Here is a 20,676-nt window from a genome sequence, read left to right as displayed (position 1 = left end):
TTTAGGCGCTGTGCCTCTTAATTCCCAAAAGTATATTGTAGGGTGATACCACTTCTAATGGTGGTTTGCGGGAATGCTGTAGAAATAGCAAATTCAGAAAACGTATGATCATAGTAAAAGAGCGCTTGAAATGCTCTACTAAAGGCATACTCTGCCGTGAATTTAGCACCATAAATGGTTTGTCCAGCTGTTGCTTGACTGTTTTCCAGATCCAGATATCTTATGATAGTGATATTATCCCTAACCGATCCATCCAGCCTTAAGTTAAGATCGCTTTTGATAACCCTGCTGCGACCACCTACACTCGTTCTAAAAGGAACGTCTTTAATACGGTATCCTACACCCAGAACAAGCTCATTACCGCTTATCTCAGTCAATAGGTTGTTATCAAAGCTCAAGGATATCGCTCTATCCTTTCTCCACTCGGCTGCTATGGACAGCGAGTTTCTCATTTCAAAATCTACCTTGATCAACGGGCTAAAAGCTTCGGTTAAATTGATGTTGTAATACAAATTGGCAGGCTTATAATCTCCGTTTTGATTCAATACCTGCTGGTTTTGCTGCTCATATTCTAAACCACCGTTTCCTGCAGAAAAATTCAAATTAGTCTGGAACCTGTTGATGGTATAATCAGAACGGTAACCATGTTGTAGGCTAAAGCGCTTGAATGTTTTTCTAAACCAGGCCAACTTCATGAGACCTGTGTACTTGATATCCCAGTTAGGCAATGGTATATCCTTAAAGGCATTATCATCTTGGTCGTTGACATCACGACCTTCGTAGGCTGCTAAAAATGATGGCAACAATACGTTTTGACTATTGCGGCTAAACCCGTTAGGGAAACCATCGTCATCACGTGAGAAATTATCAGTCCCATAAAATTCTCTTGCAAGCCTGTTTGCCACCTGCAATCTATTGTCTCTAAACTGGTCAAAAGTCTGGGAATCCTCGATACTACTTTTAGAAAAAGCCGTACCTAACATAAGTGTTGAAATACTGAAGTTACCAAAGGTTTGCGGCGTTAACGATTGATACGTCAGATCATCTGGATCTACCCTATAATTTTCATTAAAAGTCTCTTGATACTGTCTGTTGGAAACGATGTCGATCTTAAGGTCTGGCAACAAATCCACACTAAAGTTCACGTTCAGTTTACGTCGCTCGATTTCTGCATATTGCTCGTTGAAGTCTTGGTACAACGTCAACCATCCACGTCTAGCGGCGAGATCCCTAATTTCGGCTTGACTACCAAAAGTAAATCCTGTACTAGGTCTTAAGGTCCCAATAAATCCAACGCTAGGTGTATATCCTGGCAAGAAAATACCGTTACCTTCTTCATAATTAATGGTCGCTCGTTTTACAGATGTTGCGATCCCTATCAGCGTGTTGTAAGCCTGGTTGGCAAAATTCTTCTTTGGAATTTTTATTTCTTCAGTTTTTTCTTGCTCTTCACCTTTTTCCTGTCTGGCTGTAGGCAGTCGATTGCGCGATCTACTTGCCGTGCGTTGTTGTGCTTCTTTACGCGCCGCAGCGCCAAATTTCTTCTTCTCCAGTCCTACGTAGGAATACAATTTACCCAAATCCAAATTACCATTGATACGGTGCGTATTGGCGTTTTGGACACTGTTTCCTAAGTTGGGAATGCCGTCTAGCTGTGCAAATTGTTGTGAGTTACGCTGCCAGTTGAAATCTGCTGTGTAGGTGTATGTCGCTTTCGCGAAAGCGAGAAAAGGAAACTTCTCGAACGGCACCTCATAAGTCGCTCTAAACTGTCTGGTGTGCGAGTCTGGTATACCTTCATCCAAGAAATTAGTCCACAATGTGTAGCTCTCGTCAATGGTGTTGTCCTCTGTATTGATGTAACTGCGTATGATGCGGTCGTTGTTAGCTGTCAGGTTCAAGTTCAAGGAGTTGGTAAGGTCCCAAGTGATGGCATATTGATTGGCCAGTGTAAAATTACGATTGGTCAATGGTGCCAGAGCAATATTTTGCGCATCTGGGATACCATCACCATCCAGATCTACTGGGTTGGTATCCAGCTGTAAATCCCTAAAGGTTTGTGTGTTGAATTGACGACGTACAGTACCGCTGGCAGTAAACACATTAGGCAACAGATTGACGTTGAAATCCCTGAGGAATTTGAAATAATCACCTGAGAATGTAGTGTCTGCCTTAACGAGCGGTTCAAATTTCAACTCTGGAAATGCATAATTATAGGTAGCATTCACGTTCACGGATTGATCCTTGAACTCTTCGATTTCAAAATTGCGCTGGTCAGTCTGATTGTATGATCCAGAGAACACAAAGTTTTCTATATCATAAGGCATAGGCTTGCTGTCGCCTGTTCTGGCCTTACTAACACCTATAAGGTTAACGCTCTGTCTCTTTGTATAATCTTCTGACTGATTTCTAATCGCCTCACGTTCCTGGTCGCTGGTAGCATTTGCCAGTCTTGTATCCAACTCAATATCTTCAAACTGAGGATCAAATTGAGGTGTCACCGTTTCTTCTTCTATGCGATAGGAGAACGGCAAGTTCAATCCCCATTTTTGCGGGAACAACTGTCCTAGACTTAGACTTGTAGTGACATCATACTGGGTCACATCTTCACGACTGCGCTCATTGGGACCTTGTTCAATGGATCCAAAACCAATGGTACTGCGTCTACCGTTGGCACTGACCGTGGCAAAATCTGCCATGTTTGCATCCAGATTGAGAATGGCCGCATAACCTCCTTGATTTTGAAGTCCAGAAAGGCGCAATTCATTAAACCACACCTCACCACTAATGGAGCTTTTGACATTATTTCGTACACCCAACATGACCGCTCGCACATCTCCATAATTAGGGTTTCCTTTGATACCATAGATCTGCTGGTTGGGTTCACCTGCTGAATCTGGATCAAGATCTGCCTGATTAAAAAAGTTTACTTCACTATTGATCAAAGCAGGATCACTCAATACTCTGGACTTAATCTCCTGTAATAATGAAAGATCTATGTCAAATCGATTTGCGGCAGGCCAGATTTCTTCTGGACTAGTACTATTGAATGGTGTAGGCGTTAAGGGTAATCGTATCTCGTAGTAATTTTCAGTAAAGTCAACACCTATACGTATAAAGGCTTCCAGTTCACCATCAAGAAGCGGCTGCTTGTCCACCATAGATTCTGCATGTACAAACATCTCAAGATTTTCGTACTGCCTCATGTCAATTCTAATGTTCTTGAAAACGGCTCTTCTATCAAAAGCTTCTAGATCTTCCACTAAAAGAGCTAGCGACTGCTCATTCTGACGAATATTTTGGTTTTGAGTTCTCAGTTCTTCCCTGATCACACCTGGAGGCAATACATAAGGAATAGGTTCTCTTCTATCGTTATTCTCAATGTTGACGGCTTGAACCTCAAACGAGGTCTGATCATTATCAACGTTAGGATCATTAGGGTCGAGTGAAGCCGTGTATCTACGATAATCACCACGAACTAAATCCATCGCACCAAACCTCAAGAAAGTATCCACCTCAAAGTCTGACAGGTACATTCTCATAAATCGAATCGCCCTGAAATCTGCAATTTCTCCAATGGACTCACGAGTAGGATCATTTAATGGCACTCTAAATTGAACCCATCTAGTATCGATTGTAGAACCGTTAGGCAAGGTTGAAGTGACAAGTCTGGAGTCTGAGACATAAGGATTAGTACCTACTTGCATTCTGCCTGGTGCGATCTCGATCTCGTACTCAAAATAACTGTCGATGGTATTCATCGTGTTGTCACGGTTGATGTCTTCCACATCTGGTTGAGTGGTAGATCCACGATCTGTTTGGGTGACATCTGTAGGTGAGTTTCCTTCAGTATTATTGTATCGTTTGTAGCGCTCCAGGATATTTCCATCTGCAGCTATGAAATATTCATAATTGTCTGCCGCAGGATCTGGACCAAATTGAGGGAAATTTGCAATTTCTTCGGCATCGCTAAATCCATCGAGACCTATATCTTGATTGATACGTTCCTGACCTTCCGTATCAAAAGCATAAATCAGTGATTGGTTCAAGGGAACTTTTCCAAAAGCGGTTGAAACCGTCAAATCGGTGCCGCCATCTTCTGGCAACCCGTTTTCATATTGCTTGCGGTTATCCTTTAAAATATCTTCAGAGATACTTCCCAAGTTGATGGAGATCGTTCCACCATCATTTGTTTGATCATACATGAATGGATCCATGACCCAGAACTGGATGTACTCCACATTAGTAGCCTCAAAATCTGTACTTAAGAAACTGCGTGTGATTCCACCCCAACTGTCTGCTGGGTTAGGAAGAATATCGGTTCCAGCTGCTGCAGGATTGTAATTGTAGGATCCTCGTTCGTCTGGATAGAAGGATAAGTCCAAGGTGTTGATCACTTGGGTCTGTCCTTGCTGAATATCCACCTGTGGGAAAATCTCATCTATAAACACGCGCCTTGTACGGTAGTCAGAAACATCTGCATCGGTTATCTCATCGGGACGTTGATTACCATAAAATATAGGGTCAATAGTATACCAAGCCAGTCGACCGCGAGAATAATTGTAAGCTAACGGGTTGGAAGGTGATCCTGCTCCTTCAAAAGCTACTGGTGTACTCGCTAGGTTCCAAGCTAATGGAGATAAGATATTTATGGATGTTTGTGAACCTTCAAAATCATCCACATAGGCTGCGGCTCTACCATCAAAATTATCACTGTCTGGTGATCCCGGAAATAAATACGCGGCTTCACCTCTAACAGATAAATTGGAGATGACATCCGTATCAATATTGGGTAACTTATTGGCCAACCTTGTCAAAAACGGAACTTCAGTATTGTAGAGGAAGTTGGCACCTATGATCGTATTGTTGATAGGCTCCGTACCATAGTTGGACTTTTGGGTAATAGGTCGCTCTTTAAGATTCAAAAATGTTCCACCTACGATAAAGTTTTCATTGAAAGTATGCTCGACATTGATACCCGTAAACCTTTTGGTTTGCTGGTTAAAGGTTGAATTGTTTTCGGTAGAAACCTGTATAGGAGTATTTGAATTCAAGAGCGCTTGGTCGAGAATGATAACGCTACCTCGCGCATAATCCACTGTATAATCAATACCTTCTTGTAGCGTTCGACCACCAGCGGTCACCGTAACCGAACCTCGTGGTATATTGAAACCACCTATGGGAATTCCTTGCTGACCTGTCGCTTTGTATTCACCCTTGATTAGGTATTTATTTTTTTCAGCCGTTTGTAGCGCCTGTGCCTTGGTAGTACGATACATGTCTCTATAGACATATTTCGCCTGGTTAGCATTGTACGTATCTGGATTGTTGTACACTTCTGGACCTCCATTTGGGGTATTGTCCAGCTTATTGAAGAGGTACTCTCCAAAAGGTTCTACGCTGGTAAAGATGATTCGGCCTGTTTCAGAATCAATGGTGAGTCCTTCCACATAATCAAAGAACCCATCACCTGCTGGTTGCGGGTCGTTTTGCTTGTTTAAACGGTCCAGATTAAATACACGTATCAGGGTCGTCTCTTCCACATCATCAGGCAGTGGCACTGCAGGATTTGCCAGCGTACCTTCTGCTGGAGTGATGTAATTTAATTCTGGTGGGAATTGATAAAATATATTGAGTTTGAAATCTTCCTGAGATAATCTAGAACCGCCTAAGTTGTAGATGTTCTTCATCATCAAGTCCCAGATAGGTTCTGATACATTAGTGAGATTCCCTTTTAATAATTTGACAACTAGGTTTTGATTGGTTACCGCTTGCTCATTTGCAGCTGGGTTCTGGTTGACTTCTGTGGCGTTGACACCATCATTGGCAAATTCACCTACTTGAAATACCTGACCGCCTACGGTGTATTGAAATGCTACGGCTACGATTTCGTCATTACTCAATCGCTGGTTCAAAGAAATGTAACCCAACTGTGTGTTGAGTTTAAATTCATTTGGATTAAGCTGCCGCGCATTTTCAAGAGTAACATAATCAAAGCCTTCATTCACCTGCACACTTCCAAAACCTTGCTCTACAGTTGCGATATCTCTTATTTGACGATTAAGCACAGTCTCACCGCCAGAATTAATTGCAATAGGGTTAAAGTCATTGTTCCCGTTGCTAGGAAAACTACCTGCAGGAACATTGAGAAATCCTGGTGGCTGCTGGTCCAGACCTATATTGGTGGGATCTGATTCTCCAAGATCCTGGATCGCCACGAGGTTACGAACATCTTCAGTACGATTACCACGATTAGTGATCCAAACTTCAGCTCTTGTGATTTGTATGTTGTTATTGATGAAAGGATAGTTGACCAGCGATTGATCATAGGTATCCCTAAAATAATGTGCTAAAAAGAAGTGTCTGTTCTCGTCATAGTCCAGTGAGAAAAAGTCAAAATCGTTGACGGTGGCTCCACCAGCAGCCTGTACCGTACGGGATTCTGATTGCTGTTCTGAAAAGACGGTTGTGATGCGTGTTTTACCGAATTGCAAATCTGCCTTCACACCAAAAAGACTTTGAGCACCACGTATCAACTGGGAATTGAGCGGCATGCTCACATTACCTACCTCGATACCTTGAAGGATATCATCCTCAGTAGGCGTGTAGTCCAGTTTTATTTGATTCTGGAAATCAAAGGAACCTTGAGTGTCGTAGTTGGCGTTCACATTCAGTCGGGTTCCAACGGTTCCCGAAAGACTTAGGTTAATTCGCTGGTTAAAATCAAAAGTGACGTTTTGCCTATTTCTAGGAGAAAAGCTAGGGTTATCTGTCTTGTTATACAGCACGCCCAGATCGATCGCCACATTTCCCTGCGGAATGATACTGATCTCCGTACCGCCAAAGATGCTCTCAAAAAGATCAGAATCCACATAGAAATTGGGCAACAAATTCTTTTGCTTCTCCTTATCCGCTTCGGTTTTACCGGCAAGAAGTTTTGATTTCTCCCTAAAATAGGTGCGCATCTGTTCCTTGATCACGATTTTTTGGTATTCCTCGCGAGTCAGCGTGAATGGGTAATCGATACGATATTCTCCAAAACGCTGGTTAAAAATGTAACGATCCAGATCTGCATCATAGATGTACAGCGAGGTGATGCTAGGAGGATCTGGCAAGGTGATTCTTCCTAATTGTATTTGAGATGCAGTGGTGTCTGCAGGAGTGGTTGTGGGTTGTTGCGCTTTCGCGAAAGCGAAAACAATGAAACACATTACGACATATAAATACTTGCGTATCAGGTTAATATATACGTATCTCAAATCCTATAATTGTTTAAGTGCTTCCTTAATGAGTTGTTCTGTGCTGGCATCTGGCTTGCTGGAAAGGATCTTGTCGACCACCTTTTGAGCTTGTTTGCGCAGATAACCTAGGGTTTCCAATGCAGATAACGCCTCTTCGCGGCCTCTATTGCTTGGCAATACAGAAATCTGTGGATCTTCCAGTACTTGAAGAATTTTGTCGCGCAGGTCCAGAATGACACGTTGCGCCGTTTTTGCTCCTATTCCCTTGACACTTTGAATGGTTCTAACGTCACCATTTGCGATAGCTTGCGCGATCTGGGATGGATCTAGACTAGACAACATGGTACGCGCCGTGTTTGCACCTATACCAGAAACTGAAATGAGCAGTTTGAAAACTTCCCGCTCACTTTTTTCCATAAAACCAAAAAGTCGGTGCGCATCTTCCCGCACCAGCATATAGGTGTATAGCTTGACAAGGTCGCCATCTGGAATTAAAGAATAGGTATGAAGTGATATCTCTACAAAATAACCTACGCCGGCACAGTCTATAATGACATCAGTAAGATTTTTCTCGACCAGCTGGCCTTGCAATTGGGCTATCATTTAACAGGATATTAGCAATCGATCAAATGTAACAAAATAAATACAAGGATGCCGATAATATCTACCGGCATCCTTGTGGTCCATGAGAAGATGGTATGACTATGCCGTCTTCCCGCTTTTAGAAAGTTCAGCTGCTCTTTTTTCCTTTTGTTGTGCATCGATCACGGCCACAGCGGCCATGTTGACGATCTCGTCAACACTGGCACCCAATTGTAGTATGTGACAGGGTTTTTGCATTCCCATCATGATAGGTCCTATGGAGTCAATGCCACGCAATTCTTTCAACAATTTGTAGGTGGAGTTACTGCTTTCCAGGTTAGGAAAAATAAGCGTGTTGACTTTTTTTCCTGCCAGTTTTGAGAAAGGAAACTTTTGCTGGAGCATATCGGCATTCAAGGCAAAGTCCGTCTGGATCTCTCCATCTACCACTATACTAGGATAATATTGATGCAGGTATTTGACAGCGTCGGTCACCTTTGAAGCATTAGGGTGTTTGCTCGATCCAAAGTTAGCATAAGAGATCATAGCCATTACAGGATCAATACCAAACATGGCTGCAGTCCTGCCAGTCATTTGGGCAATTTTGGCCAACTCAATAGCGTCAGGATCTATGTTGATGGAAGTGTCAGAAATGAACAACGGCCCTCGATCTGTGATCATGAGGTTTGTCGTAGCGATTTTATCGACACCAGGAGCCATTCCTATAATTTCCATCATGGGTCGCACGGATCGCGGATACGATTGTGCCACACCAGTGATTAACGCATCTGCATCTCCTACCTTAACCATCATCGCTGCAAAATAATTGCGCTGTCGTATGGTTTTACCTGCATCAAATTCGGTGACTCCTTTGCGCTGGCGCAGTTTCCAGAATTCATGAGCATAACGATCACGTCTCGCAGACTCCTCATCTGTTTTAGGGTCAATGATCAAACACGGCTGATCAAAATCCAGATCTGCCATCATTTCTTCAATGACATCTTTTCTTCCTAAAAGTATAGGTGTTCCTATGCCTTCTTCCAACACGATTTGTGCGGCTTTTAGAACGTCAACATTATCTGCTTCGGCAAAAACAATTCTTTTTGGATTTGTTCTGGCACGGTTCAACAATAATCTTACGAGCTTATTGTCAGATCCCATACGGCTAAGCAATTGCTCCTCGTATTTTTCCCAATCTGTAATAGGCTCTTGAGCCACTCCAGATTCCATTGCCGCTCTAGCGACGGCTGGCGGTATGGTAGATATCAATCGTGGATCGAATGGCTTAGGGATGATGTAATCACGGCCAAAGTTGAGCTTCAACTCTCCATAGGCAATATTGACTTGCTCTGGTACGGCTTCTTTGGCTAGGTTAGCCAGTGCATAAGTCGCCGCCAGCTTCATTTCTTCATTGATTTTTGTGGCGCGAACGTCCATCGCACCTCTAAAAATAAATGGGAAACCCAATACATTATTCACCTGGTTAGGATGATCGCTGCGACCTGTGGCCATAATGATATCCTCACGAGCCGCCATGGCTAGATCATAATCAATTTCTGGCGTCGGGTTTGCCATCGCAAAAACAATGGGGTTATCACTCATGGATTGCACCATTTTTTGCGATACAATATTACCTGCAGAAAGTCCCAAAAAGACGTCTGCACCTACCATAGCCTCTTCTAAAGACATCGCCTCGCGACTGGTGGCAAACTGCATTTGCATTTTACCTAAATCCGTTCTATATTTTGTGATAAGACCATCTATATCAAACATCATGATGTTCTCCAACCTCGCTCCTAGTTTCACGTAAAGTGATGTACAGGAAATCGCGGCACTTCCCGCACCAGAAACGATAATCTTGACGTCCTCAATATTTTTTTCGGCGAGTTCTAAGGCGTTCAATAACGCTGCACTGGAAATAATTGCCGTACCGTGTTGGTCATCATGCATGACCGGTATGTCCAGTTCTTCCTTGAGTCTGCGCTCAATTTCAAAAGCCTCTGGAGCTTTGATGTCTTCCAGATTGATCCCACCAAAAGTAGGTGCGATATTTTTGACCGTTGCGATAAACTCTTCTACGTCTTTGGTATCTACCTCAATGTCAAAACAATCAAGGTCTGCAAAGATTTTAAACAGCAGTCCTTTTCCTTCCATGACGGGTTTACTGGCCTCAGGACCTATGTCGCCCAAGCCCAAAACAGCGGTACCGTTACTGATCACAGCCACTAAATTCCCTTTAGTAGTGTATTTATAGACGTTTGCTTTATCCTTGACAATTTCCAGACAAGGCTCTGCAACGCCAGGACTGTAGGCCAGTGACAAATCTCGCTGACTGCTATATTTTTTGGTAGGTACTACCTTGATTTTTCCAGGTGTAGGTTTGGCGTGATAAACCAGTGCTTCTCTTCTTCTGCTAGGTTTGCTGCTCATAGGTTGCTTTTTAGGCTGTGACAAAGGTAGCGATTATAGGGCTCAACCTGTTTTATCAAAACCGCATATATAGGTAAGAAAAGGGTAGTTTATAAAGAATTCGCTTTCGCGAAAGCGAACTCATTTACACATTCATTTTCCTGTCAAACATTTGAGCTAGCAATTTGCTAAGCTCTAGCAGTGAAGGTGACATGGGCGTTTTTGGGTCGTAAAGTGATCAACGGATGGTACTCGATGACATCGCCAATAGGCTTGAGATCATAGTTTTTCAAGATGTTCTTGATGACCAAAGCCATCTCGTACATCGCAAAATTATTACCTATACACATGCGTGGCCCAGCGCCAAACGGAAAGTATTGGTCGTTCCATTGCTTTTTGATTTCGGCATTAAAGCGTTCTGGCAGGAAGGTTTCTGGCTGGTCCCATAAATCCTGACGCCGATGCATTTCATAAAAACTGATGAGCCAGATGCTGCCAGCAGGTAATGAGATATCACCGCAAACATCGTCTTCTACCGCCACGCGATCTGTCACATAAGCTGGCGGATACATTCTCATGGTTTCTTCAAGGACTTGTCGTGTGTATTCCAGTTCCTTCATCTGGACCATGAGGTCATCGCTTTCCAGTTGGTCAATTTCATTTCTGGCAATGGCGGCCTTATCTGTATGATGTGCGAGCAATTGCGTGGCAAAAGTCAATGCGTTTGCCGTGGTTTCATGACCTGCGATAAACAATACAAGGATCTCGTCTATCAATTGTGGATCGGTCATATGGGACCCATCTTCATAGGTGGATTGCAACAGCATGTCCAGTAGATCGCCGTATTCCTTTTTCTCTGTCCTGCGCTGATTGATGATTTCCTGCAAAATGGATCGTGCCTCTTCTATCAATTCCATGTGATAAGAAATACTCGAGGTTCCTGAAAGCCATTTACTATTGAAGTACCAAAGCATCCACGGCACACGTAGTTCTTTGATCAACATTTTTTGAGCCGCCTCGGTAATATATTGCAAGCGTGCGATGCGCTCATCCATATCTTCTAGATAGAACAGGCTGCGCGCAACCACTTTAAAAGCTAGATCACTGAATATTTCATGAATATCAACGGGTTTATCCAGAGTAATCCTGGACAGCTCTTTTTGAATCACCTGATCCATGGAATCCATGAGTGTGGCAATTTGTTTCTTGTAAAATGCCGGCTGGACCAGCTTGCGGTTGGCACGCCACTTCTCGCCATTTTCAGTTAACAATCCGTGACCTATGTATTTACCAAGATCATCTGTTTGTAGGCTGGACTTGTTGTAATTGCGCTGATTGGTTTGGAGGATATGCTTTGTAAGCTCTGTGTCGCAGGTAAAATGAATAGTCAAGCCAGGCTTAGGGCTTATCTTAAATGTATTGCTGTACCTCTGGAAATTCTCCCTATGAAAAGGCAGCGGATCATTGTAGATCTGCCTGGTTTTTGACAAAAACCGTAACGTGGGTACTTTTTCAATCGATCGCATAGGCTATTGGTCGAAAAGACCACCCATTCTTGCATTAGGCGTTCTGCCTAGATGTTTGTAGGCATGCTCTGTCACTTCACGGCCACGAGGTGTCCTGATGATAAAACCTTGCTGAATCAAGAACGGCTCGTAGACTTCCTCGATGGTTTCCGCACTTTCTGAAACAGCTGTAGAAAGCGTAGTGATACCTACGGGTCCACCTTTAAATTTGTCGATGATGGTCGTCAATATTTTGTTGTCCATTTCATCCAGACCGTGTGCATCTACGTTCAGTGCTTTAAGTGAATATCTGGAAATATCCAGATCGATATTTCCTGTTCCTTTGATTTGAGCAAAATCACGCACTCTTCTAAGCAATGCATTTGCAATACGCGGTGTACCACGACTGCGTCCCGCAATTTCAATGGCAGCTTCCTGATCGATTTGTACCTGTAGGATCTCGCTGCTGCGTTCCACGATGGTGGATAAAAGTTCTGTAGTATAATATTGTAATCTTGATGAAATCCCAAATCTGGCTCGCATGGGTGCGGTTAATAGACCGCTACGAGTTGTCGCTCCAATAAGAGTGAAAGGTGCAAGATTGATCTGTACCGTACGGGCATTAGGACCAGTCTCGATCATGATGTCGATCTTATAGTCTTCCATCGCGCTATAGAGGTATTCTTCTACAATAGGACTAAGCCTATGGATCTCATCTATAAAAAGGACATCACGCTCGTCAAGATTGGTCAACAATCCAGCGAGATCACCAGGTTTATCCAGAACTGGTCCTGAAGTCACCTTGATGCCTACGCCTAATTCTGCAGCGAGAATATGCGCCAGTGTGGTTTTTCCCAATCCTGGAGGACCGTGAAAAAGAGTGTGGTCTAAAGCATCACCACGTTGATTTGCCGCCTGGACGAAGATTTTTAAGTTCTCCAATATTTGGTCCTGACCAGCAAAATCGTCAAATGATAACGGCCTTAAGGCACGCTCTATGTCGTGCTCTTCATTAGAAAAATTATCGCCGCTTGCGTCTAGGTGCTCATTCATAGTTTCAAAGATAGTCGATAGTGAAATTGTTCGTCGTGTTTTTGCTTTCGCGAAAGCGTAACTATTCTCAACATTATATCAATTAGCTTGAATTTAGTAGAAATAGGAAAAGGCAGCGCTATATTGAAAATAAAAATATGAAACCTACTCAAAAAGTACCACATCTAGAACTCGATCTCATCAACGATACCCAATGGTCCATGGCAAAGCAGGACCCAGAAAAGTATACGTTGATCTTGTTTTATCGTGGCTATCACTGCCCAGTTTGCAAAAAGCAATTGGAATCTTTGAAAGATAAATTAACTGATTTTGTAGATCGCGGCGTGAATGTTATCGCGATAAGCATGGACACTGAAGAGCGCGCTAAAAAAACGGGCGATGAATGGGATATTGAAAGCATTCCTGTAGGATACAACCTAACGAAAGAACAAGCCCAAGAATGGGGTCTTTACCTATCTGAAGGTATTAGCGAGAAAGAACCTGAATTGTTCTCTGAACCAGGACTGTTCCTCATCAAAAAAGACGGAACGTTATATGGTAGTACCGTGCAAACCATGCCATTTGCCAGACCACAACTGGATGATCTTCTAAACGCTATCGATTTTATTGAAGACAAGGGTTATCCTGCTCGTGGAGGAGCTTAAGCTGGATCTCATTACATCACACAAAAAAGGTGGAGCGAATGCTCCACCTTTTTTATTTAAGATCAATGATTTCTTAGTGATTCATTTCTTCTTCTTTAGGCTGTAGTGGAATGTGCTGTGGCACATAATCCTGTCCGGCTATAACATACTCATCATCTTCATTAAGTTTTGAGTAATCATAAGGCCATCTGTGTACATGAGGTATGTCTCCAGCCCAATTACCGTGGATGTGCTTGTCACCAGTAGTCCATTCCAAAGTATTGGATTTCCAAGGATTCGCTGGTGCTTTCTTACCAAAGAAGATACTCTTCACAAAGTTATATGCAAAGAACAATTGGGCTACCGCAGTAAAAATCGCGAAGTAGGTAATCAACGAGTTGGTATCTGCTAAATCATCAAAGTATGGAAAGTTTGTATTGGTGTAGTAACGTCTAGGTAATCCTGCCATTCCCACAAAGTGCATTGGGAAAAACACACCGTACGCTCCAACGGCGGTCATCCAGAAGTGTGCATAACCTAAATTCTTATCCATCATGCGGTTGAACATTTTAGGGAACCAATGGTAAACTCCAGCAAATAACCCATACAATGCAGATATACCCATTACCAAGTGGAAGTGAGCTACTACGAAATAGGTGTCGTGGACATTTATATCCAGTGTACTGTCACCTAATATAATTCCTGTAAGTCCACCCGTGATAAATGTTGATACTAGCCCAATAGAGAACAGCATCGCTGGATTCATCTGGAGGTTACCCTTCCACAAAGTGGTGATATAGTTAAATGCTTTTACTGCAGATGGTATCGCGATCAAAAGAGTTGTGAACGTAAATACCGATCCCAAGAAAGGATTCATCCCAGAAATAAACATATGGTGACCCCAAACAATTGTAGATAAGAATGCGATTGCAAGAATGGATGCAACCATGGCACGATAACCAAAGATAGGTTTACGAGAATTGGTAGCAATAATTTCAGATGTGATCCCTAGTGCAGGTAGCAATACAATGTAAACTTCTGGGTGACCCAAGAACCAGAATAAGTGTTCGAACAATACTGGAGAACCACCTTGGTTTGCTAAAACTTCACCTTGAATGTAGATGTCAGATAAGAAGAAGGAAGTTCCAAAACTTCTATCCATAATCAATAACAACGCTGCAGCAAACAATACTGGGAACGAAACAATACCAATAATAGCGGTAACGAAAAACGCCCAGATGGTCAATGGCAATCTTGTCATTGACATTCCTTTAGTTCTTAGGTTGATTACGGTTACTACATAATTCAAAGAACCTAATAATGATGAGGCAATGAAAATCGCCATAGATACTAGCCACAAGGTCATACCCATTGCAGAGCCTGGCATAGCCTCAGGCAATGCACTAAGTGGTGGATAAATGGTCCAACCAGCAGCGGCAGGTCCTAACTCTACGAATAAAGAACCAATCATTATCGCGGAAGACAGGAAAAACAACCAATAAGATACCATGTTTAAGAATCCAGATGCCATATCTCGAGCACCGATCTGTAATGGAATCAAGAAATTAGAGAACGTACCACTCAAACCAGCAGTTAGTACAAAGAATACCATGATAGTACCATGAATAGTAACCAGTGCGAGATAAATACCTGGATCCATAACTCCACCTGGAGCCCATTTCCCAAGTAGTGCTTCAAAGATTACGTTTGGCTCTTCGGGATTGGCAATTTGCATTCTCATTAAAAGAGACATGGCAATACCAATAACACCCATGATTAACCCAGTAATAAGATATTGCTTTGCAATCATCTTATGATCCTGAGAAAATATATATTTAGTTACAAAGGTTTCTTTGTGGTGGTGATGCCCATCGTCATGTCCGTGGTCATCGTGTGCAACTGCAACAGCTTGTCCCATAAGTACTAATTTTCAGCTTTCGCTAATGTTTGATCAAATGTTTCCTGAGCAGCTAGCCACTCATTAAATTCTTCTTCAGTCTCTACGACTATTTTTGCTTGCATATTGTAGTGGGATTTTCCACAGATCTTATTACAAAGCAAATAGTATTCAAATTCATAAGGATCTAAACCAACATCTCCTGCGGCTAAAAGCTCCTTGCTTTTTTGTCGTCGTATCTCATTAATCTTACGAACTTTTTCAGTCATAAATTCAGTAGACCTATAATCTTCGGAAGTAACCGTAGGCGTGAATTTGAATTGCGTGACCATTCCAGGTACAACGTTCATCTGTGCTCTAAAGTGTGGCATATATGCAGAGTGCAACACGTCTTGAGAACGGAACTTGAACAATACTGGTCTATTTACCGGCAAGTGCAATTCTTGCGCAAGTGCATCGTCCATACCATCTGCATCCGTTGGGTCTATACCAACAAGGTTAGTACCTTCAATAAAACGGACGTTTGCATCTCCTAGGGTATTATCTGCACCGCTATAACGAACTCTCCAACCAAATTGATAGGCATATACTTCAACGATCAAAGGATCATCATCGGTATTAGCATCCATGATATCATTCCATGAGAACAATCCCCATAAAATCAATCCAGCTAACACTACAACTGGGATAGCCGTCCAAATAAACTCTAGACGGTCATTATCAGCATAGAATAAGGCACGTTGACCTTTCTTTCCGTGATATTTATACGAGAACCAATGCAACAATGCTTGAGTCAAGAACTGTACAATCATGATCACCACTGTTGTTAGTAACAGTAGGTTGTCATATTCCACACCGTGCTCAGATCCAGCATCTGGTAAAAAGTAGTCTTGATAGCCTATGAAACAAGCTATCATCATGATGTACATCGCAATTACGAATATGAGCATTCCTTGCCCATTACGCTTGTTGTCATTGTCGTTAGCAACTTCGCTCTGATCCGTATCAGGATCTGGAGCCTTGCCTAGTTTAACAATCTTGGATATTTGCCAGATCGAAACGGCAAGAAGTGCTGCAATTAATATGATTAGAAATGCTGTCATTACAGTTTTTTTCTATGAAATTTTAATAATGAAAATGTTTGCTCTCACCTAGGAAAGGATCTCCTTTAGCCAATAGTGGTGCCTTCGTCATGGTATTGAATACGTATAGCAAGAATAGACCTGCAAAAAACATAAATGCTCCTATCTCTGGAAAACCAATAAACCAAGATGCTCCTACGGTTCCTGGCATCACCATCACATAAATGTCAAGATAGTGACCTATAAGGATGAAAATACCAGCCGTTACAACAAACCAATTCACACGTTTAAAGTCGGAATTCATCAGAATTAATAACGGGAAAAGGAAGTTAATTGCGACCATTCCAAAGAACAAAATGTTGTAGTCGTTGATACGTGTAACAAAGTATGTCACCTCTTCTGGAATATTAGAGTACCAGATCAACATGAACTGTGAAAACCACAGGTAAGTCCAAAAAATACTGAAACCGAACATGAACTTTGCAAGGTCATGGATGTGGGAATCGTTAACGAACTCCAAGTAACCTTTTCCTTTAAGGAATATAGTTACTAAAGCGATGACCGTTATAGCAGAAACCAACATACTCGCTAGAACATACCATCCAAATAATGTAGAGAACCAGTGTGGATCAAAACTAAGGATCCAATCCCAAGCCATGATAGATTCCGTAACAATAAAGAATACTAAAAACATAGCACTGTGCTTAAATGCCTTCTTGTACCAAACATTACCTTCTGGGCTCTCATCTTGCTTTAAACTGAACTTACGAATGTTCATTCTATAGATATTCCAACCTACCAAGAAAATACCGGCACGAATCAACCAAAATGGAACATTTAAAAATCCAGTCTTGCCAGCTACGATATGATCATAGGCTTCACTTGTTGGATCATCAATTCCCGGAGTCATCCAAGTAAAAATGTGGTTCAGACCTAGGCCTGTTACCAGTAACAATAAGAACATTAGAATACCACCAGGCAGTATGTAACTGCTGATACCTTCCATGACTCTAAATAGTACCGGAGACCAACCTGCTTGCGCTACTTTCTGGATGGCATAGAATGCTAAAACACCTAAACCAATCATAAAGAAAAAGAAACAAGCTACATATACCGCAGACCATGGACGATTTACCAACTGGTGATAAACATGCTCTGCATGAGAACCAGCGTGGTCTTCGGCCTCGTGTGGTGTCGTGGTATGAGCGTCGTCAGCATGAGCGACGTCGTTATCCGTAACATAACCCGTTTCCATGTGCATGTCTTCCGTGTCATGAGACTCCATAGCATGGTCACCAGCTGCACCTTCGTGTGTGGATCCAGAATGATCTTCACCGACTTGATGTGTTTCACCATGAGCACCGCCGTGAGCTGCTTCTTCTTTAGCAAGCATTTCCTCAACAGCTGCCTCATCTGCAGGAACAGCAAGAAAGCCAATAGCTGTAAACACAGCGCCCACAACCATTAGGATTATGGCAAATACTTTTAATTTAGTTGTAAGAGTATACATATATAATATCTTCTTGAATCCTTTTACTGGCCTTGGTTCATATTATCACCTTGAGCGTTCGCACTACCAGTTGTAGGCGGCACATCTGCTTCGATTTCAGAATCCTTATCTGTGTTTTGTGTAGAAAGTGAATCTGTTTCTTCTTGAGCGGCTGGCGTTTCAGGTGCTACCATCTTACCATCTTCGGTTAAGACAGGTTTACGAGCAACACCCATAAGGTCAGCTCTTAAGGCTTCCACATAATGAGTAATTTCCCAACGCTCTTCAATACTGGTTTGAGAAGCATAAGATCCCATATAGTTTATACCGTAATACATGACGTGATAGATAGACCCTTCCGTAATCTCACGAGCATCATAACTAGGAACACCTAAAATCTTTTCTGTAGTTACTAAATGACCTTGACCATCTCCTTTTGAACCATGACAAATCGCACAATATATATTGTAAAGGGCTTGTCCGTTCGTCAAATGAGCTTCAGTTAACGGTACTGGATTTTTTAAGTTCGCTTTCGCGGAAGCGTAACCATCATTATCATCTTCATAATCATAAGGCATCCAACCTCTGGAAACCGTTCCTTCTACTGGCTTTTGAGCCTCAACATCTCCTGGGAAAATGTCGCCTTCCTGATAAGTCTCATAACCTACAGATTCATACATGTTAGGAAAGTACTGAACGCTACGGTCAGATTTAGGACTCACTTCCTTAGTGCTACTGTCTCCACAGGAAACAAGCACCAGAGCCAAAATGGCAATCAGAAATGTGTTTGATAACTTATTCATCAGTGATTTTCTTTGTCAATTAGTACAAGTTCTACAGCACCTGTATCATATAAAAACTTAGTAATGGAATCAATGTCCTCACCATGTGCATCCAGTTCCATTAAGAAGTGATCGTCTGTAGTTCTTACGTCTGGATTTTCTGCCTTTTTGAATGGCCACAATCTACTGCGCAGGTAAAAAGTAATTACCATAAGGTGTGCAGCAAAAAATACCGTCAATTCAAACATGATAGGCACAAAAGCTGGCATGTTTTCCAAATAGGAAAAACTAGGTTTTCCACCTATGTTTTGAGGCCAGTCTTCTATCATTATGTAATTCATCATCACGGTCGCTACCGCAAGACCTACGATTCCATAAAGAAATGCGTTAATAGCTAGACGAGTGTCTGCAAGTCCCATGGCTTTTTCTAGACCATGTACGGGAAAAGGGCAAAAAACCTCTTCTATGTGATAATGTTGTTCTCTAATTTGCTTTATAGCACGCAACAAAACGTCATCGTCATTGTATAAAGCATGTATTTTGTGTGTCGCCATATTAATTTACTCGCTAGGATGAGCTATCGGGTCACCGGAAGCTTTATCGTGATTAGACGTCATTTTACTTTCTCTCAATTCCTTGTACTTATTTCCACTGGATTTAAGGATGGATTTCACCTCTGCCTGAGCAATTACTGGGAAAGTTCTGGAATACAACAAGAATAATACAAAGAAGAATCCAATAGTACCTATGAAGATACCTATATCGACAAACGTAGGTGAGAACATCGTCCATGAAGATGGTACGTAGTCACGGTGCAATGATGTGACAATAATTACGAAACGCTCAAACCACATTCCTATGTTTACTACAATGGATATTGCAAAGGAGAACATAATACTTGTTCTTAATTTTTTGAACCACATGAACTGCGGTGAGAACACATTACAAGTCATCATTGCCCAGTATGCCCATGCATAAGGACCTGTTGCTCTGTTCAAGAAGGCATATTGCTCATATTCTACTCCTGAATACCAAGCCATAAATAGCTCAGTGATATAAGCCACACCTACAATGGATCCGGTAATCATAATGACCAGATTCATCAACTCAATGTGCTGAATAGTAATGTAGTTTTCTAAGTGGCATACTTTTCTCATCACGATCAAAAGCGTATTCACCATGGCAAAACCAGAGAATACCGCACCAGCAACGAAGTATGGTGGGAAGATAGTAGTGTGCCATCCTGGAATAACTGATGTTGCAAAGTCAAAGGATACGATGGTGTGTACCGAAAGTACTAATGGTGTAGCCAAACCAGCTAATACGAGAGAAACCTCTTCAAAACGTTGCCAATCCTTAGCTCTACCAGACCATCCAAAAGATAGGATACCGTAAATCTTTTTGTTAAAGGGAGTTATCGCTCTATCGCGTATCATAGCAAAGTCAGGAAGCAATCCTGTCCACCAGAATACCAGTGAAACCGAGAGGTATGTTGAGATCGCAAATACGTCCCAAAGCAATGGTGAATTAAAGTTCACCCATAAGGAACCAAACTGGTTAGGTATAGGTAACACCCAGTAAGCCAGCCATGGACGACCCATGTGAATAATCGGGAACAAACCTGCCTGAATTACCGAAAAGATTGTCATCGCCTCTGCAGACCTATTGATCGCCATTCTCCATTTTTGACGGAATAATAACAGTACCGCCGAGATCAATGTCCCTGCATGACCTATTCCTACCCACCAAACGAAGTTGGTAATATCCCAAGCCCATCCAATGGTCTTGTTCAATCCCCAAACTCCAATACCGGTAGATATTGTGTAAGTAATACATCCTATTCCATAAAGAAAAGCAATTAGAGCGATAGTAAATACCAGCCACCATTGCTTATTTGCCGGTCCCTCAACAGGAAAGGCAATGTCCTTAGTAACATCAGCATACGTTTTGTCGCCGGTTACCAGTGGTCTTCTTATGGACGCTTCGTAATGAGCCATAATGCGTTGATTAGTT

Annotated in this window: 12 protein-coding genes; 1 reads left to right on the top strand and 11 read right to left on the bottom strand. The window is 42.2% G+C overall.

Annotated elements, in window-relative coordinates; all coding sequences use genetic code 11:
* Window positions 1–17: 17 nt before the first annotated feature.
* From sprA to ruvB, 5 genes are all read right to left on the bottom strand, one after another.
* Window positions 18–7,211 (bottom strand): cell surface protein SprA, encoded by a 7,194-nt coding sequence (sprA, locus tag AAU57_RS04150; RefSeq protein WP_197275434.1) that lies wholly within the window; start codon window positions 7,209–7,211, stop codon window positions 18–20.
* Between the two features lie 51 nt (window positions 7,212–7,262).
* Complete coding sequence (gene ruvA / locus AAU57_RS04145; RefSeq protein ID WP_055411722.1) at window positions 7,263–7,844, bottom strand: Holliday junction branch migration protein RuvA; 582 nt, start codon at window positions 7,842–7,844, stop codon at window positions 7,263–7,265.
* A 99-nt stretch (window positions 7,845–7,943) separates the two neighbouring features.
* Window positions 7,944–10,253, bottom strand: a complete 2,310-nt coding sequence (locus tag AAU57_RS04140) for an NADP-dependent malic enzyme (RefSeq protein WP_055411721.1) — start codon at window positions 10,251–10,253, stop codon at window positions 7,944–7,946.
* 167 nt (window positions 10,254–10,420) lie between these two features.
* Window positions 10,421–11,722 (bottom strand): cytochrome P450, encoded by a 1,302-nt coding sequence (locus AAU57_RS04135; RefSeq protein ID WP_231717764.1) that lies wholly within the window; start codon window positions 11,720–11,722, stop codon window positions 10,421–10,423.
* Window positions 11,723–11,761: 39 nt separating this feature from the next.
* Window positions 11,762–12,790: a Holliday junction branch migration DNA helicase RuvB gene (gene ruvB / locus AAU57_RS04130; protein WP_055411719.1), complete on the bottom strand. Its 1,029-nt coding sequence runs from the start codon at window positions 12,788–12,790 to the stop codon at window positions 11,762–11,764.
* Between the two features lie 137 nt (window positions 12,791–12,927).
* On the opposite strand from ruvB, the gene AAU57_RS04125 reads away from it, so the two are divergent.
* Window positions 12,928–13,434, top strand: coding sequence for a peroxiredoxin-like family protein (locus tag AAU57_RS04125; RefSeq protein WP_055411718.1), 507 nt, complete (start codon window positions 12,928–12,930; stop codon window positions 13,432–13,434).
* A 73-nt stretch (window positions 13,435–13,507) separates the two neighbouring features.
* On the opposite strand, the gene AAU57_RS04120 is transcribed toward AAU57_RS04125, so the two are convergent.
* Genes AAU57_RS04120 through nrfD form a run of 6 tightly spaced genes read right to left on the bottom strand, consistent with a single transcriptional unit; the run spans window position 13,508 to window position 20,660 of the window.
* Window positions 13,508–15,331 (bottom strand): cbb3-type cytochrome c oxidase subunit I, encoded by a 1,824-nt coding sequence (locus AAU57_RS04120; protein ID WP_055411717.1) that lies wholly within the window; start codon window positions 15,329–15,331, stop codon window positions 13,508–13,510.
* A gap of 5 nt (window positions 15,332–15,336) precedes the next feature.
* Window positions 15,337–16,413: a cytochrome c oxidase subunit II gene (locus tag AAU57_RS04115; RefSeq protein ID WP_055411716.1), complete on the bottom strand. Its 1,077-nt coding sequence runs from the start codon at window positions 16,411–16,413 to the stop codon at window positions 15,337–15,339.
* Window positions 16,414–16,435: 22 nt separating this feature from the next.
* On the bottom strand, window positions 16,436–17,902 hold the full coding sequence (locus tag AAU57_RS04110) for a hypothetical protein (protein ID WP_055411715.1): 1,467 nt from the start codon (window positions 17,900–17,902) through the stop codon (window positions 16,436–16,438).
* Window positions 17,903–17,925: 23 nt separating this feature from the next.
* Entirely contained in the window at window positions 17,926–18,684 is a 759-nt protein-coding gene (locus AAU57_RS04105) for a c-type cytochrome (protein WP_082438535.1), read from the bottom strand.
* Window positions 18,684–19,217, bottom strand: a complete 534-nt coding sequence (locus AAU57_RS04100; protein WP_055411714.1) for a DUF3341 domain-containing protein — start codon at window positions 19,215–19,217, stop codon at window positions 18,684–18,686. Before AAU57_RS04100 ends, AAU57_RS04105 begins: the two co-directional genes overlap by 1 nt.
* A 6-nt stretch (window positions 19,218–19,223) precedes the next feature.
* On the bottom strand, window positions 19,224–20,660 hold the full coding sequence (nrfD, locus tag AAU57_RS04095; protein WP_055411713.1) for an NrfD/PsrC family molybdoenzyme membrane anchor subunit: 1,437 nt from the start codon (window positions 20,658–20,660) through the stop codon (window positions 19,224–19,226).
* Between the last annotated feature and the right edge of the window lie 16 nt (window positions 20,661–20,676).

It is taken from the genome of Nonlabens sp. YIK11, assembly GCF_001413925.1.
Lineage (GTDB): Bacteria > Bacteroidota > Bacteroidia > Flavobacteriales > Flavobacteriaceae > Nonlabens.
The sequence above is the reverse complement of the archived record's forward strand: the minus strand, read 5'-3'. Positions and strand labels throughout refer to the sequence as shown.